Genomic DNA, 15188 nt, shown 5'->3' with positions numbered 1-15188 from the left:
CATGTCTGATACCACCGGACGCACGTTCCCGCTGCTGCCAATGTTCGGCCACACCAAAGGCAAACGCAGTGCCGTCACCTGCGCTCTCAAGTGCGACAACGCCTGCGCCGGCGATGTTTGCAACACGAGCTCCAACGGCTACTTTCGCGACATCGCCTCAACGGCGATGACCCGCCGGGCCGCCCTGGGGCTTGGCGCCGCCGGTGCGCTCGCCGTCGTTCTTGGTAGTGCGGTGACTGGTGCCGAACCTGCGGTCGCCGATGCTGGTAACGGTTTGTCGGACGCAGCCAAGATGGGTTTCGAAAAGTCCAAGCTTCAGTTCACGGCAATCAAGCCGGTTGACGCCGCCGTCGACGCCGTCACGGTTCCGGAGGGGTTCGACTGGAAGCCGATCATCCGTTGGGGTGACCCCCTTTTCGCCGACTCGCCGGCCTTCAACCTCAACGCGCAGACCGCTGCCGCCCAGGCCCGCCAATTCGGCTACAACAACGACTACACGGACATCATCCCGGTTCCCGGGTCCAAGGATCGTCGAGCCGTATTGTTCACGAACCACGAATACACCAACGAGAACATCATGCTGCCGGCAGGTTTTGACGCCGCCGAAGCCCGTGCAATTGGCCGGGCCGGTCACGGCCTGACGGTGGTGGAGTTGGAGCGCAAGAACAAGAACAAGCCGTGGAACTACGTTCAGGGAGCACCCCTGAACCGCCGCTTCCTCACGGACACCGTCTACGAACTGACTGGCGCTGCTGCAGGAACCAACCTGGTCAAGACAATCGATGACCCGGAAGGCCGCTGGATCAAGGGAACCTTGGGCAACTGCTCCGGCGGAACCACTCCATGGGGAACTATCCTTTCCGGCGAGGAGAACTTCAACGGCTACTTCGCCGCCCCCGGCACGAGTGACGGCGACAAGCGCTACGGCATATCTGCGAAGCCGACCACGCGTCAGTGGGAACTCGACGAGCCGCGCTTCGACACCCGCAATGCCGGCTACGCCAACGAGACCAACCGCTTCGGCTGGATCGTCGAAGTTGACCCCTTCGACCCCACCTCGACTCCGAAGAAGCACTCCGCCATGGGCCGCTTCAAGCATGAGGGCGCCAACGTGATTGTCGCTCCCTCTGGCCAGGTTGTGGCGTACATGGGTGACGACGAACGCTTTGATTACCTCTACAAGTTCGTGTCCAAGGGCAAATACCAGCCCGGCGACTCAGCGGAAGCCCGCAAGAACAACATGGGCCTCCTCTCCGAAGGTGATCTCTACGTTGCCCGTTTCACGGGAGACTCCCCGGCTGCAGAAATTGATGGCACGGGCAAGGTTCCTTCCGACGGCGCCTTTGACGGCACCGGCGAGTGGTTGCCGCTGGTGGTGGGTGGCGTCTCGGCAGTTCCCGGCATGTCCGTTGCTGAAGTCCTGGTCTACACGCGTCTTGCCGCTGACAAGGTTGGCCCCACCAAGATGGACCGCTGTGAAGACGTCCAGCCCAACCTGCTCACCGGCAAGGTTTACGTGGCCTGCACCAACAACTCGGACCGCGGCAAGGCCGGCAAGGAAGGCGCTACCGAGGTCAACCCCCGTGCGCTGAACCGTGACGGCCACATCGTGGAAATCACCGAAGGCCCGGACCAGACGGGCACCAAGTTCAACTGGACCCTGCTGTTGGTGGCCGGTGACCCCGCCAAGAACACGTCCACGTACTTCTCCGGATTCCCGGCGGACAAGGTATCCCCGATCTCCTGCCCGGACAACGTGGCCTTCGACTCCGTGGGCAATCTCTGGATCTCCACCGATGGTGCACCGTCCTCCATCGGCTATGCAGATGGGCTGTTCAAGGTCACCCTCGAAGGGCCCGAACGCGGAAAGGTGGAGCAGTTCCTGGCCGTCCCGCGCGATGCCGAAACCTGTGGTCCGATCATCCACGATGAAGAGCGCACCGTTTTCGTCGCCGTTCAGCACCCGGGCGAGGAAGGAACGTTCGCTGACCAGCACTCGTTCTTCCCGGACTACGTAGACGCTGGAGCCACGCCCGCTGCCGGTGCGGTTCGGGCTCCGCGGCCGTCGATCGTCCAGGTGTTCCGCAAGTAGCACTAACCCCGGAACGCTCCTCTGCCTGGGATCTCCAAGCAGGGGAGCGTTCCGCGTCACCGATGCTCTCTCGCTTCCTGCGTCGTTTTGACGATTGTTCTCTCACTTCCTGCGTTGTTTTGACGGTTGTTCTCTCACTTCCTGCAGGGTTTTGACGGTTGTTCTCTCACTTCCCGCGTCGTTTTGACGATTGTTCTCTCACTTCCTGCGTCGTTTTGACGGTCGTTCTCTCACTTCCCGCGGGGTGCTGGGCGATCCTTTTCATGGCACAGAGTGTGAGAGAACTTCGGGTGGACGCCGGGTGGATGTGAGAGCGCATCGGGTGGGAGCCGGTTGGATGTGAGCGCGCAATTGGGGTCCCGCCTGCGCCAATAGACTGGAACGGTGACTTCACAGGACTCTCTGACATCCATCGCTGCCGCCAGAATCGCCGTGACTGCACTGCTCGACGGCGGTGTGCGGCACGTGGTGGTGGCGCCGGGTTCGCGTTCTGCACCCATGGCCTACGCCCTTGCGGAGGCAGAAGCGGCGGGCAAAGTTCTCCTGCATGTCCGGATCGATGAACGGGATGCCGGATTCACGGCGCTCGGCCTCGCCCTCGCAACCGAAGCGCCCGCCGCTGTCCTGACAACCTCGGGTACCGCCGTCGGGAATCTGCTGCCCGCCGTGATGGAGGCCAACCACGCGGCCGTGCCGCTGGTGGTCGTCTCGGCAGACAGGCCGGAGGAGCTTCACGGAACCGGGGCGAACCAGACCACAATCCAACTGGACCTGTTCGGCGATCACGTCCGCTTCGCCGTCGACGTCGCCGCGGGGGACAACCCCCAACGGGCGGTTGCCACAGCGTTGTATGCTGCCACGGGCGCCCTCGAGGACACGCCGCCAGGTCCGGTGCAAGTGAACCTCGCGTTCCGCGACCCGTTGGTTCCAGGCGCGGGCGATGCCCTTCCCACCGCCGCTGGTCACAGCGTTTTCCATTACGACGCCGGCCCCCAGGCGCTCGATCTTCCGGCGGCTTCGAGCGAGCTCGCCGAGCGACGCACCGTGGTTCTAGCAGGCCACGACGCCGGTCCCGTGGCTGAGGCCTTCGCACGCGCGCACGTCCTTCCCCTGCTTGCCGAACCTTCGTCCAACGCGCGATTCGGTCCGAATGCCGTGGGCCCGTACCGGGTGTTGCTGGAGCATTTTGGTCCGGGGTCGGCTACACCGATCGAGCGCGTGGTCCTGTTCGGCAGGGCCACCCTTTCCCGGCCAGTGGCCGCGCTCTTGGCACGTCCCGGTATCGAATCCGCCATTTACCAGCCGGTCCCTGTGGCTTGGTACGAGGCTGGCCGACGCCGCGAAACACCCATTGAAACCCTCCCCGAGTTGGCCGCGTTCGCCGGCCGGGGCTCTGCAGAGTGGCTGGATTCCTGGCTCCTGGCGGGGGCGGCCGCCCAACATGCCTTGGATGGAATATTGGCTGGGGAGTCGACTGCCAATGGTCCTTCCGTCGGAGCCGCCGTCTGGGAGCACTCGCGCGGGAAATTGGTTCTCGGCTCCTCCAACGGCATACGCGACGTCGACCTCGCAGGCCAACCGCACCCCGACCCCATCGCCACTGTCTACGCCAACCGCGGCCTCGCCGGCATTGACGGCACCATCGCCACCGCTACGGGAATTGCCCTCGGAAGCGGCCGAGAAACCACGCTTCTCCTTGGCGACGTCACGTTCCTCCACGACGCCGGCGGACTACTCTTGGGCCAGGGCGAGCCCATCCCCGATCTTCGGATCGTGGTCCTTAACGACTCCGGCGGCGCCATCTTCAGCCTCCTCGAGCACGGCGCGGTGGAGGACTCGGGGGCCTACGGCACCGCCGTCGAACGCCTCTTTAGCACGCCACACTCAGTGGACATCGCGGCACTCGCGGCCGCATACGGCGTCGGACACCAGACGATAAGTACGACGGCGGAACTTGCGGAGGCACTCAAGTCGCCGCTGAAGGGACGCACCATTGTGGAGGTGCGCGTGGACCGCGCAGGCCTGCGGGCACTTCATGCCCGCATCAAGGAAGCAGTCTCCGGTGCCGTGGGCAAGGTGTTGACCGCGGGCTAGTCCCGGGCCTAATCTCGGCCGGCGCCACCCAAATCCGTTTGCGCCTCCAAGATTCTTTGGCGCTGCGCATACAGATCCACGCTGCGCGGATTTGGGTGACCTCCGTGAATCTGGGTGTCGGCCAAGACGTGGAGCGTCGTGAACCGGACTGCGAGGCGACCGAATCCGGGTGTCGTTGGTCCGTCTCCGCAGCGGCGGTGGATCGGGAGTTTCCACATACGGCGGAGAGAGCCTACTCAAGGCAGCGTCAAAGCAGAAGGCTGGTGCTATGCGGAGCCTACCCAAACTGATCCTCGCCAAGGACCTGTCACTCATCGGCGGGGATTCCCGGAAATTGTCGGAGGCAGCCAAAGCCGGAAAGCTCGTGAGAATCAGGCATGGGGTGTATGTCGACGCGCAGAATTGGGCGCTGTTGGAGAGTTGGGATCGCTATGCCCTGAGGGTCGAGGCAGCGGCGGAGACGTTCACGTCCGCCACCGTGTTCTCGCACCACTCCGCGGCCAGCATTCATGGCATTCCGACCATCCTCGGACGACAACCCATTCACGCACTCAGCTCCTACGCCGGAGGGGGTAGGTCCAGGGCAGGTGTCCGACGGCACTATGTCAGCGACGGTTTCCAGGAAGCTGAGGAAATGAACGGTTTCCTGGTGACCAGCCGCGTCAGGACGGTATTGGACATCGCAGCTTCCGTGCCCTTTGCCGAGGCTGTTGTTCCCGTGGATTTCCTTTTATCCCCTGGACGTCGTCGCGAACCAGTAACAAGGGATGAGCTGTTGAATGCTATTGATGCCCGGTATTCGAAGGCCGCCGCCAAGCGTATAGCAGCGGTTGTTCAGTTCGCTGCTACGAATTCGGGTTCGCCGGGGGAGTCCTACTGCAGGGGACTCATGCATCTCGCCGGTTTTGCTGCTCCCGAGTTGCAGTATGAAGTTCGAACGAAGATAGGGGTCGTCTATACGGACTATTACTGGAAGGACGTCAGAGTCGTCGGAGAATTCGATGGCCGCGAAAAATATATGAAGCCGGAGTACTTGAAGGGACGTTCGCCTTCCCAAGTAGTGATCGAAGAAAAGGACCGCGAGAATGCCATCCGCGCCACCGGCAGAGGTGTGTTCCGGTTGGTGTGGAGTGACTTGACAGTTGGCAAGCTGGAACGTGAGCTTGTGGCAGCCGGGGTTCCCCGCCGTCGTCGTGCGTCATTAGGACACCCAAATTCGTAGGCGACACAGAAACGGGAGGGAGACACCCACATGTGAGTGTCGCCCTCCCGTTTGCGCGGCGCCAGCGAATTTGCGCGGCAGCGAAGCGTCAGTCCTCCACGACGTCGATATGCGTCGGGTCCAGGACGCGGCGCAGGAATTCCTTGGTTCGCGGCTGGGACGGGGCGCTGATGACGTGTTCCGCCGGGCCTTCCTCCACTACGACGCCGGCATCCATGAAGACCACGCGGTCAGCCACTTCGCGGGCAAAGCCCATCTCGTGGGTGACCACCAGCATGGTCATGCCTTCCTGGGCCAGTTTGCGCATGACGGCCAGGACATCACCCACCGTCTCCGGGTCAAGGGCGGACGTTGGCTCGTCGAAGAGCATCAGCTGCGGATCCATGGACAGCGCGCGTGCAATGGCTACGCGCTGCTGCTGGCCACCGGAGAGCTGGTCCGGAAAACGATCGGACAGGTGTCCAAGGCCAACGCGTTCGAGGTTGCGGCGTGCTACGTCGGCGGCCTCGGACTTGGACCGCTTGAGGACCTTCATCTGCGAGATGGTGCAGTTGTCCAGCACGCTCAGGTGCGGGAACAGGTTGAAGTGCTGGAACACCATGCCGACGCTCTGACGCATGCGGTTGAGGTCGACGTCGGGGTCGGTGGCCTCGAACTTGCCCACGTTAATGGTGCCCGCATTCGGGTGTTCAAGCAGGTTCACGCAGCGCAGGAGGGTGGACTTTCCGGAACCCGAGGGCCCGATCAGGCACACGACCTGGCCCGGTTCAACGGTCAGCGAGATGCCTTTGAGAACCTCATTGTTGCCGTAGGACTTACGGAGGTCCTTGATGTCCACGCCTGCGGCGCGAACGGCTGCGGTGCTCCCGGTGGAGTTATTCATGACTGTCCTGCCTATCGCTTCGTCCGCGCGGAGCGGCTTTCGAACTTCCGTGCCAGGAGGCTCAAGGGGATGGTGATGACCAGGTAGAAGGCACCGGCCACAAGCAACGGCGTGAGGCCGGCTCCGAGGCTGGAGATGCCGTCGCGGCCGAACTTGGTCAGCTCATACTGGGACGCGGTGAGGCCCAGGACGTAGATCAGCGAGGAGTCCTTGGTGAGCAGGATGATCTCGTTGGTCAACGGCGGCAGGACGATTTTAAACGCCTGCGGAATGACGATGGAGACCATCGCGCGCCAGTGCGGCATGCCAAGGGAGCGGGCGGCTTCCATCTGTCCCTTGGGCACGGCCTGGAGGCCGGCGCGCAGGGTTTCGGCGATGTAGGCGGAGGCCACCATGCCCAGGGAAACCATGACCACTATGTTGACGTCCCACTGGACACCGAAGGCCAGGGGCACACCGTAGCCAAAGGCGATGAAGACCAGCAGGGCGGGGACGCCGCGGAAGAATTCGATGTATCCGGTGGCGAGCCAGCGGTAGAGGGGGAAGGATGAGAGCTTCATCAGGGCGAGCAGCAGACCACCGGAGAGGCCCACAACGAAGGCAAGCGCCGTGTAGATGAGGGTGTTCTTGAGGCCGATCAGGAAGATGTCGGGGAACATCGGGCCGATTTTGGCGAAGTTGAAGACGCTGTTTCCAACGGTCTTCCAGTCCACGGCGAGGATTACTGCGGCCAGGGCCACAACGAAGATCCCGGCCTGGACGTACAGACTGACTTTGGCTCGTTGACGTGCAGTCATTGCCATGGTGTTCTCACATTCGTAGTGCGCAGGTGGGGCCCCGAACGGACTGCTTTAACAGATCGTTGCGGGGCCCGCCTGCGTGATTCTGGGGAGCCGGGGCTCGGACTACTTCTTGGTTGCTTCGCCGAACCAGGTTGTCTCGAACTTCTTCAGGGTGCCGTCATCGGTGAGGCGCTTCAGGGTCGCATTGACGGCGTCAGCCATGGCGGTGTTGCCCTTCTTGATGGAGATTCCCAGCTTCTCGCCCGTTGCGTAGTCTTCAACGCGCTTGAGCTTGGAATCGTCCATGATGGCGTAACCCAGAACCGACTGGTTGCCGACGGCGGCGTCGATGGTGCCTGCCTTGAGGGCCTGGACCAGGAGGCCGGAGTCCTCGAACTGCTGGGCGTCGATTCCCTTGTCCTTGGCGTACTGGGCGCCGGTGGTGGCCTGCTGGACGCCCACCTTCTTGCCCTTGGCACCGTCAAGGTTGTTGATGCCCGAGGACGAGGTAGCCACGAGGGTCAGGTCGTCATCCATGTACGGGTTGGAGAAGTCCATGACGTTCTTGCGGACATCGGTGATGGAGATTGAGGAGATGGAGACGTCGCAACCAGTCAGCGCAGTGCCGGTCTCGATTGCTTCGAAGGAGCTGTCCACCACGTTGAGTTCGGCCTTGAGGTCCTTGGCCACTTCGTTGGCGATGTCCATGTCGAAGCCGACGATCTTGCCGTCCTTCTGGAACTCGAAGGGCTCGTAGGGGACATCCGAGCACACGGTGAGCTTGCCGGCGTTGATGAGCTTGGGGCCTGAGCCACTCGAGGCAGCCGGGGTGGAGGCGCCACCGCAGGCGGTCAGGGCCAGGGCGCCTGCTGCGAGCACGGCGGCCATCTTGGTGCCGGACAGAACCGAACGGGAGATCTGCATGTTTTTTACCTTTTGTTGCAGTGGATGCTGAGCTGAGTCGGTTTTAGTGTAGCGCCCAACGTGAGATGTGCATCACAGGAAACTTAGTTTCACTATCAGATAACTAGTTTAGCGAATATGCAAGTGCCACCCGCGAGTCCCAGTCTGAGATCCCAGATTCAGCGCTGGATCCCCAGGGCCTCGAGCATTGGCCGGAATTTGGCCCATGTCTCGGCAAGCTCAGCCTCAGGCTGGGAACCTTCCACGATCCCGCAACCCGCGTAAAGACGTACTGTGTTGGCGTCCTCGATGACCGCGCCGCGCAAGGCAATGCCCCATTCGCCATTGCCGGCAGCATCAAGCCAACCCACCGGCCCGGCGTAGGGGCCACGGTCCAGGTGCTCCAGTTTCCGGATCAGCGCACCGGCCACCAAAGTAGGTGTTCCGCACACTGCCGCGGTTGGATGCAGCGCATTGATCAGGGCCAAGCACGTGGGCACATGACCTTCAATATCAGCAAGCTCGGCTTTGACGTCCGAGGCCAGATGCCACACGTTGGGCAGTTCCAGAATGAAGGGCTCGCTGTGGGAGTTCATCGCCTCGGAAAACGGCGCCAGCTGGCGGGTCAGCGAATCAATCGCAATCTCATGCTCGTGGCGCTGCTTTTCAGATCCGGCCAGAACCCGCTCGGCGTAGGCCATGGGGGATCCGTCCACACCTTCGGCGTCGCGGCGATCCAACGTGCCGGCCAGAACGCGGGCCTGAGCCGTGCGACCCTCCACCTGAATCAGCATTTCCGGTGTCGCACCGACCAGGCCGTCAACGCCATACGTCCAGCATTCCCGGTACCGTGCCGCCAGCTGGCGAAGCACCTCCGCAGCGTTCACGCCGGCAGGCAGGTTGGCTACGACGTCGCGCGCCAGGACAAGTTTCTCCAGCTTGCCGGTGCGGATTTCCGCCACGCCGTTGGAGACAGCCTGCATCCAATCCGTTTCGCTCAACGACCCCCGGCTCAGGTAACCAGCCGCACCGTTGGGCGAAAAAGCGTCAGGTGACAGCCCGACGTCGGACCCTCCTGCCGTAGTGGCCTCACCATCGGCTTCATAGGGGTCGGTGCTGGTCAGCCAGCGGTCCAGGGCGGCGAGGACGCCCGCCTCGGTGAGCTCGACGTCGTCGAAAGTCAGTTGGGTGGCCCATGCGCGGCCATCGCGGATGCCGACCACCATCTCCGGGACGATCAGCCGGGAAACGTGCGGGGACATCTTGGAAAAAGCGAACGAGCCGAACGCAACCGGGCCAGTGCCCGGGATCTCCACGTGATCGATGATTTCGGCCTCAAGAATGAGGTGCCGCCACCAGATATCAGCCTCAAGGAAGCGCTCAGGCCCCGAGGCGTTGAACCGTGTCAGCTCGCCGTACCCCACCAGACCGGCTTCGCGGCGTGACCAGCAGAGGACGTCGTCCCGGACCAGAAACGACGGCAGCCCCCCGGAGGATGATTCGACATCGAGGGGGACTGTCAAGGTACGGAGCGTGCTCGTCATGATGGAACAACAGTACTCCCGCGTGCCGCCAGAACCTGAGCCGAGTTCTACAGCGCAGCAAAGTCGGCTGAATGTCTGAGACAATTGCAGGGTGAACCGAGCATCCTTGGAAAAGCGTCCGGACGAAGTTGCGACGATGTTTGACGATGTCGCCCCCAAATACGACGTCGTGAATGACGTCCTCTCCATGGGGCAGACGCGTCGGTGGCGCCGCATCGTGGTGGATGCCATGGATGTAAAGGTGGGCCAGAAGGTCCTGGACCTCGCCGCTGGAACGGGCACCTCAAGCGAACCGTACGCCGATGCCGGCGTGGATGTCGTGGCCTGCGACTTCTCTCTGGGCATGCTCAAAGTGGGCAAACGCCGCCGCCCGGACATCGACTTCATCGCCGGAGATGCCACCAACCTGCCGTTCGCGGACAACAGCTTTGACGCTTCCACCATTTCCTTCGGCCTGCGGAATGTTGTTGAACCGCGCAAAGCCCTCGAGGAAATGCTGCGCGTCACCAAGCCCGGCGGCCGGCTGGTCATCGCGGAATTTTCGCACCCCGTGGTGCCGCTGTGGCGCAACCTCTACACCGAATACCTGATGCGCGCCCTCCCGGCCATCGCCACCAAGGTCTCCTCCAACCCGGATGCCTACGTCTACCTGGCAGAGTCGATCCGCGCCTGGCCGGACCAGGACCACCTTGCCCAGTGGCTCAGCGACGCTGGTTGGACGGACATCACCTACCGCAACCTCAGCGGCGGCATCGTTGCCGTACACCGCGCGCAGAAGCCGGCCGAGCACCGCGAAAGCGTGCCCGTGGCCAAGCTTCGCCGCCAGATCAAACCGCGCCGGTCCGGCAGCCAGCCCACCTGACGTGCCACTTATTTAGGACGACGTGAAAGTACTGATTGTTGGCGCGGGACCCGCCGGGTCCACCGCCGCGTATTACCTCGCCCAGGCCGGCATTGATGTCACAGTCCTGGAGAAGACCTCCTTTCCCCGCGAAAAAGTCTGCGGCGACGGTCTCACCCCGCGCGCGGTCCGTGAAATCCAGAAGCTCGGATTGCCGCATGCCGAGTCCGAGGGCTGGCGCCGAAACAAGGGTCTTCGACTCATTGCAGGCGGCCGTACCATCGAGCTGCCTTGGCCCGAGGTTTCAGACTTTCCAACCTACGGACTGATTCGGACCCGGCTGGGCTTCGACGAAGAGTTGGCCCGTCACGCACAGGCCGCGGGCGCCGTCGTGCTTGAACGCCACAGCGTCACGTCCGCCCTGCAGTCCGACGACGGCCGCGTCATCGGCGCGCGGGCGTCCATCCTCGACGAGTCCGGACGCAAGACGGGCGAAACGCGCGACTTCCATGCCGACGTCGTACTCGCTGCGGACGGCAACTCCACGCGCACCGCTGTGTCGCTGGGTATGCACAAGCGTGATGACCGTCCGTTGGGCGTCGCCGTGCGAACTTACTTCACATCTCCCAGGCACGAAGACGACTGGATGGAAGGCTGGCTGGAGCTCCCCGGCAAGTCCGGCAAGCCGCTGCCCGGCTACGGCTGGGTGTTTGGGGTCGGCGACGGCACGTCCAACGTGGGGCTCGGAATACTGAACTCTTCCAAGGAATTCGGCAAGCTGGACTACAAGCAGGTCCTGCGCGAGTGGACGGCTGGAATGCCCGCCGATTGGGGCTTCACGCCTGAGAACCAAGTGGGGGAGATCCGCGGCGCCGCGCTGCCCATGGGCTTCAACCGCACGCCGCACTACTCACCCGGACTGCTCCTGCTGGGCGACGCCGGTGGCATGGTGTCCCCCTTCAACGGCGAGGGTATCTCCTACGCCATGGAGTCGGCCCGGTTCGCGGCTGAGTTCCTGATTGACTCTGCTTCACGTTCCGCTTCCGCCGGATGGACCGCCGACGACGCCGACGCCCACCTTTCGCGGTACGCGGACTATGTGCGGGACCAGTGGGGATCGCACTTCACTTTGGGTCGCATGTTTGCTTCTTTGATCGGCAAGCCCGCCGTCATGAAGCTCGCACTGCGCACGGGTATGCCGATTCCGATGCTGATGCGCTTCGTGGTGCGTATGCTCGCCAATCTCACGGACCCGTCCGCGAAGGGCTTCGAAGATCGCGTAATCCGCGTCCTTGAGATGCTCGTCCCGGCCACGTCCAACACTTCCCCTGTCCGCCCTTTTAAGGCGGCAGACTCCGACACCGCGGTTTCCGCAACAACTAGTTAGGGTTAAGCCGTGACGAACTCTGCCGAACACAGCTGGACGCATGCCGGGCACGGCCTGCCGGACACTGTTGAGCCTGCCCCCAACACCACCGCCATCGCCACAGGGCTCCAGCTGCCCGCCGGTTTTGCCGCCATCGCCGGCGACGCCGAACTCGGCCCAGCCATCACCACCAACCTGGCCCGCGTGGAAAAGAAGCTTCGCGAAGCCATTTCCAACTCGGACCCCCTTGCTGACGCAACGTCGCGCCATCTGGTGGAAGCCGGCGGCAAGCGCATCCGTCCGCTGCTCACATTGTTGTGCGCACACCTCGGAGACGCATCCCGTCCCGAGGTGGTCCAGGCTGCGGTCGTGGTTGAACTGACGCACCTTGCAACCCTGTACCACGACGACGTCATGGACTCCGCGCCCTTCCGCCGCGGCGCCCCGACGGCCCACGAAGTGTGGGGCAACTCGGTGGCTATCCTCACCGGCGACCTGATCTTTGCCCGGGCCTCCATCCTCGTCTCCGAGCTCGGCTCCCGTGCCCTCGGCATCCAGGCCCGCACCTTCGAACGGCTGTGCCTCGGCCAGCTCCATGAAACCGTGGGCCCGCGCGAGGACGAAGACGCCGTGGAGCACTACCTCTCCGTCATCGCCGACAAGACCGGCTCCCTGGTTGCAGCCTCCGGCCAACTTGGCGCAATCTTCGCCGGTGCCGATCCCACATACGAGGACGTCTTGGTTGAGTACGGCGAGAAGGTGGGCGTGGCCTTCCAGCTTGCCGACGACGTCATCGATGTCACCGGCGTGAAGGTCAAGTCCGGCAAGTCCCCGGGCACCGACCTCCGCGAAGGCGTGCCCACCTTGCCCGTGCTCCTCCTGCGCCGTGATGCTGCAGCGGGGGATTCCTCCGCGGCTGCCCTGCTGGAGTTGGTGGACGGCGACTTGACGTCCGATGCCGCCCTTGCCGATGCTGTGGCTGGTTTGCGCGAACACCCTGTGACCACCGAATCCTGGAAGATCGCCCGCCAGTGGTCTTCGGAGGCCATTTCGGCTCTGGCGCCGCTGCCTGAGGGCGTTGTTAAGACGTCGCTGACCAACTTCGCGCACGCAGTGGTGGACCGGAGCAGCTAGCTTCCTCGTTCCGTTTAACCGCAACGCGGGGTCACTTACGGCCCATCCCGAGGGGATTTATGGGCCGTAAGTGACCCCGCGTTGCTTAATGTGCTGTGTTTTGCAGCTATATGGAAAACTCCACGGTTCCGTAAATAAGATCATGGTCATTGGAAAATCATTGACGCAAAAAGTTGCGTATGTGACAGAGTTGTCATAAGCTATTCACGGATCCACTAAATGCCTCCGGTGGGTCTGATGCGAACGGAGATTGTGGTCCCGGTTCGGTGCAGCGTATGACTCGTAACGTTGCAGCGGACCGGGGCCATTCCCTTTAACAGCAAGACCCCAAGGGAGGGCCATCGCCAGCCCAAATAAAAACAGCCCCCGCGCCACCCATCAAGGGGAGCGCAGGGGCTGCCAGTCAGAACTTAGTCTTCGTCGTTGAACGCCCACTCGAACATGTCGAAGACGAATTCGGAGAACGTGCCTTCTTCGCTCTTCCACTGGCCGCGGGCGTTGTTGCGGCGCCAGACGATGGGGTCCGGGATGCTGACATCGGCGATGCGGAAGCCCCAGGTGAATTGTTCCTCTTCGTCTTCGAGGAACATGAGGAAGCCTTCGTCATCCACCTCGAGTTCCTCGGGATCCCAGAAGTAGTGGTACGCCTCCATGAGGTCCTCGCAACCACCGAGGGCAAGGTAGAACTCGCGCAGAGCCAGCGGGATGGTAAAGGAGTGATCGGCGAGGGCCTCGTCCAGTTCCTCTGGTGTGAGGCCGTCTTCTTCCTGCCATTCATCCTCGAGATACTTTGGGACCAGCGCGCGGAATTTCTCGAGGAACATGTCAGTCATGCTCTTATCCTAGCTAATCGCGGGCACCCGAAATTGCGCCTGTACCGGTGCCTGCACGCTGCCATCCGCGGACGGCCAGTGGCACGTACCAACTGCGCCTCCAGGCTGTGACGCGGAAGGCAAAAACAATGCCGGCCACCAGGCATGCGGTGAGCCCGCTGAACAGGCCAAGGTGCCAGAGCAGGGTGGTCAATCCGGCCCCCACAAACGCGGGTAGCGCGTAGATGTCGCGTGCATCAAAAAGGGTTGGAACCTCGTTGGCGGTGATGTCGCGGAGCAGGCCGCCGCCCACTGCCGTGGTGACGCCCAAGAGGATTGCAGCCACCGGATTCATGCCGGAGGTGAGTGCCTTCAACGTCCCGGTGATGCAGAAAAGGGCCAGCCCGCCGGCGTCGAACAGCGTTAACAGGGAGGTGAAGCGCTGCGCAGAGGAGAACAGGAAGTACACCAGCAGCGCAGCGAGCAGGGGCGGAATCAGGTAGATCGGGTTTGTGAAAGCAACAGGCGGTCCGGCGTTGATGACGACGTCGCGGATCGCACCCCCACCCAGCGAGACGATGGAGGCGAGGAGTACTGAACCCACGATGTCGAATTGTTTGCGGGCTGCCAGCAGCGAACCCGAGACCGCGAAGAAGAACACGCCGACCAGGTCAAGCCACAGAAGGACAATGTCGATGGAAATCAAGTGGACGGGTTCTTTCTGCCTGCGACTCTCGGTAGGTGCTGGCTCAACGTTACGCTAGCTCCCATGAACAGCCCCGTTTTGATCGCCTGTGCCCACGGAACCCGCAACCCCGAAGGCCAGGCCGCCATCCGTCGCGTCATGGCCGAAATCGAAGCCCTGCGCCCCGGCCTGCAGGTCCTTGAGGCGTACGTGGACGTGCAGGAACCCGAGTTGTCCGGGGTGGTGGAGGGTCTGCCCGAGGCGACTGCCGCCGTCGTCGTACCGCTTTTGCTCAGTACCGGCTTCCACATCAAGGTGGACGTGCCCAAGGCGATCAAGAGCCGGCCGGAAGTAGTGGCCGCGAGGCCGCTGGGTCCGGACCCGCGCTTGGCGGAGCTGCTTGCCACCCACTTGCGCGCCGCCGGACTGAAGGAGAACGACGGCGTGCTGCTGGCTGCCGCAGGATCATCCCTTCCGGACGGCTCGGTGGACTCGGAGGAGCAGGCGCGCCAACTCGCTGAGCTGCTGCCGAACAAGGTTCGCGTCGCCTACGGTGCCAGTGCACAGCCAACAGTGCCCGACGGCGTCGCCTCCTTGCGCGCCGAACTCGCCGAAGACGGGGCAAACGGCAGGGTTTTCGTCGCCTCTTACCTGTTGGCAACGGGCTACTTCCACGACCAGCTGGCCAAGGCTGGGGCGGATATTGTTACGGCTCCTTTGCTGCCGTCGCCGGTTCTGGCGGAGATAGCACTGGAGCGTTACGACGCCGTGTTGGCAAGGGCGTCCTAACCTTTATTGGCGCGGAGGGAGCCCAAAAAGGACCTGCATAT

General features: G+C 63.0%; 13 protein-coding genes. 7 read left to right on the top strand and 6 right to left on the bottom strand.

Annotation, left to right across the window (positions count from 1 at the left end; all coding sequences use genetic code 11):
• Position 1: 1 nt before the first annotated feature.
• The 3 genes from AC6I99_RS16675 (at position 2) to AC6I99_RS16665 (ending at position 5408) form a co-directional block, all read left to right on the top strand.
• A complete protein-coding gene (locus AC6I99_RS16675; protein WP_497961307.1) occupies positions 2-2092 on the top strand; it encodes a PhoX family protein in 2091 nt (696 codons plus the stop codon).
• Between the two features lie 384 nt (positions 2093-2476).
• Positions 2477-4186, top strand: a complete 1710-nt coding sequence (menD, locus tag AC6I99_RS16670) for a 2-succinyl-5-enolpyruvyl-6-hydroxy-3-cyclohexene-1-carboxylic-acid synthase (RefSeq protein ID WP_497944619.1) — start codon at positions 2477-2479, stop codon at positions 4184-4186.
• A gap of 268 nt (positions 4187-4454) precedes the next feature.
• Positions 4455-5408: a hypothetical protein gene (locus AC6I99_RS16665; RefSeq protein ID WP_497944620.1), complete on the top strand. Its 954-nt coding sequence runs from the start codon at positions 4455-4457 to the stop codon at positions 5406-5408.
• An 88-nt stretch (positions 5409-5496) separates the two neighbouring features.
• On the opposite strand, the gene AC6I99_RS16660 is transcribed toward AC6I99_RS16665, so the two are convergent.
• From AC6I99_RS16660 to AC6I99_RS16645, 4 genes are all read right to left on the bottom strand, one after another.
• Positions 5497-6291 carry an amino acid ABC transporter ATP-binding protein gene (locus AC6I99_RS16660; RefSeq protein WP_224165090.1) on the bottom strand — a complete coding sequence of 265 codons (795 nt, stop codon included), beginning with the start codon at positions 6289-6291 and terminating at the stop codon, positions 5497-5499.
• An 11-nt stretch (positions 6292-6302) separates the two neighbouring features.
• A complete protein-coding gene (locus AC6I99_RS16655; RefSeq protein WP_224088482.1) occupies positions 6303-7094 on the bottom strand; it encodes an amino acid ABC transporter permease in 792 nt (263 codons plus the stop codon).
• A gap of 102 nt (positions 7095-7196) precedes the next feature.
• On the bottom strand, positions 7197-7997 hold the full coding sequence (locus AC6I99_RS16650; protein ID WP_224165089.1) for an ABC transporter substrate-binding protein: 801 nt from the start codon (positions 7995-7997) through the stop codon (positions 7197-7199).
• A 158-nt stretch (positions 7998-8155) separates the two neighbouring features.
• Positions 8156-9520 (bottom strand): isochorismate synthase, encoded by a 1365-nt coding sequence (locus AC6I99_RS16645; protein ID WP_497961306.1) that lies wholly within the window; start codon positions 9518-9520, stop codon positions 8156-8158.
• Positions 9521-9611: 91 nt separating this feature from the next.
• Here AC6I99_RS16645 and AC6I99_RS16640 point away from each other — a divergent pair, with 91 nt between their 5' ends.
• From AC6I99_RS16640 to AC6I99_RS16630, 3 genes are read left to right on the top strand one after another with little or no spacing between them, the layout of a single operon-like run.
• Positions 9612-10382, top strand: a complete 771-nt coding sequence (locus AC6I99_RS16640; RefSeq protein WP_224088477.1) for a demethylmenaquinone methyltransferase — start codon at positions 9612-9614, stop codon at positions 10380-10382.
• Between the two features lie 22 nt (positions 10383-10404).
• Positions 10405-11748, top strand: a complete 1344-nt coding sequence (locus AC6I99_RS16635; RefSeq protein ID WP_224165086.1) for a geranylgeranyl reductase family protein — start codon at positions 10405-10407, stop codon at positions 11746-11748.
• A gap of 9 nt (positions 11749-11757) precedes the next feature.
• Positions 11758-12861: a polyprenyl synthetase family protein gene (locus tag AC6I99_RS16630; RefSeq protein ID WP_224165085.1), complete on the top strand. Its 1104-nt coding sequence runs from the start codon at positions 11758-11760 to the stop codon at positions 12859-12861.
• A 410-nt stretch (positions 12862-13271) separates the two neighbouring features.
• Here the strand turns inward: AC6I99_RS16630 and AC6I99_RS16625 are convergent, their stop codons facing one another.
• Both AC6I99_RS16625 and AC6I99_RS16620 read right to left on the bottom strand, forming a co-directional pair.
• On the bottom strand, positions 13272-13694 hold the full coding sequence (locus tag AC6I99_RS16625) for an SMI1/KNR4 family protein (protein ID WP_224088473.1): 423 nt from the start codon (positions 13692-13694) through the stop codon (positions 13272-13274).
• A gap of 13 nt (positions 13695-13707) precedes the next feature.
• Positions 13708-14379 (bottom strand): trimeric intracellular cation channel family protein, encoded by a 672-nt coding sequence (locus AC6I99_RS16620; RefSeq protein ID WP_497961305.1) that lies wholly within the window; start codon positions 14377-14379, stop codon positions 13708-13710.
• Between AC6I99_RS16620 and AC6I99_RS16615 the strand changes: the two genes are divergently transcribed.
• Complete coding sequence (locus tag AC6I99_RS16615; RefSeq protein WP_497961304.1) at positions 14380-15147, top strand: sirohydrochlorin chelatase; 768 nt, start codon at positions 14380-14382, stop codon at positions 15145-15147.
• Positions 15148-15188 lie beyond the last annotated feature (41 nt).

It is taken from the genome of Arthrobacter sp. TmtSoilC77 (assembly GCF_059739415.1).
Note: the sequence above shows the minus strand (reverse complement) of the source record. Positions and strands in the feature narration are given on the sequence as shown.

Coding starts and splice junctions, on each gene's coding strand:
- AC6I99_RS16625 (WP_224088473.1), bottom strand. CDS start 13,694: ATGACTGACATGTTCCTCGAGAAATTCCGCGCGCTGGTCCCAAAGTAT.
- AC6I99_RS16665 (WP_497944620.1), top strand. CDS start 4,455: ATGCGGAGCCTACCCAAACTGATCCTCGCCAAGGACCTGTCACTCATC.
- AC6I99_RS16660 (WP_224165090.1), bottom strand. CDS start 6,291: ATGAATAACTCCACCGGGAGCACCGCAGCCGTTCGCGCCGCAGGCGTG.
- AC6I99_RS16675 (WP_497961307.1), top strand. CDS start 2: ATGTCTGATACCACCGGACGCACGTTCCCGCTGCTGCCAATGTTCGGC.
- AC6I99_RS16645 (WP_497961306.1), bottom strand. CDS start 9,520: ATGACGAGCACGCTCCGTACCTTGACAGTCCCCCTCGATGTCGAATCA.
- AC6I99_RS16650 (WP_224165089.1), bottom strand. CDS start 7,997: ATGCAGATCTCCCGTTCGGTTCTGTCCGGCACCAAGATGGCCGCCGTG.
- AC6I99_RS16655 (WP_224088482.1), bottom strand. CDS start 7,094: ATGGCAATGACTGCACGTCAACGAGCCAAAGTCAGTCTGTACGTCCAG.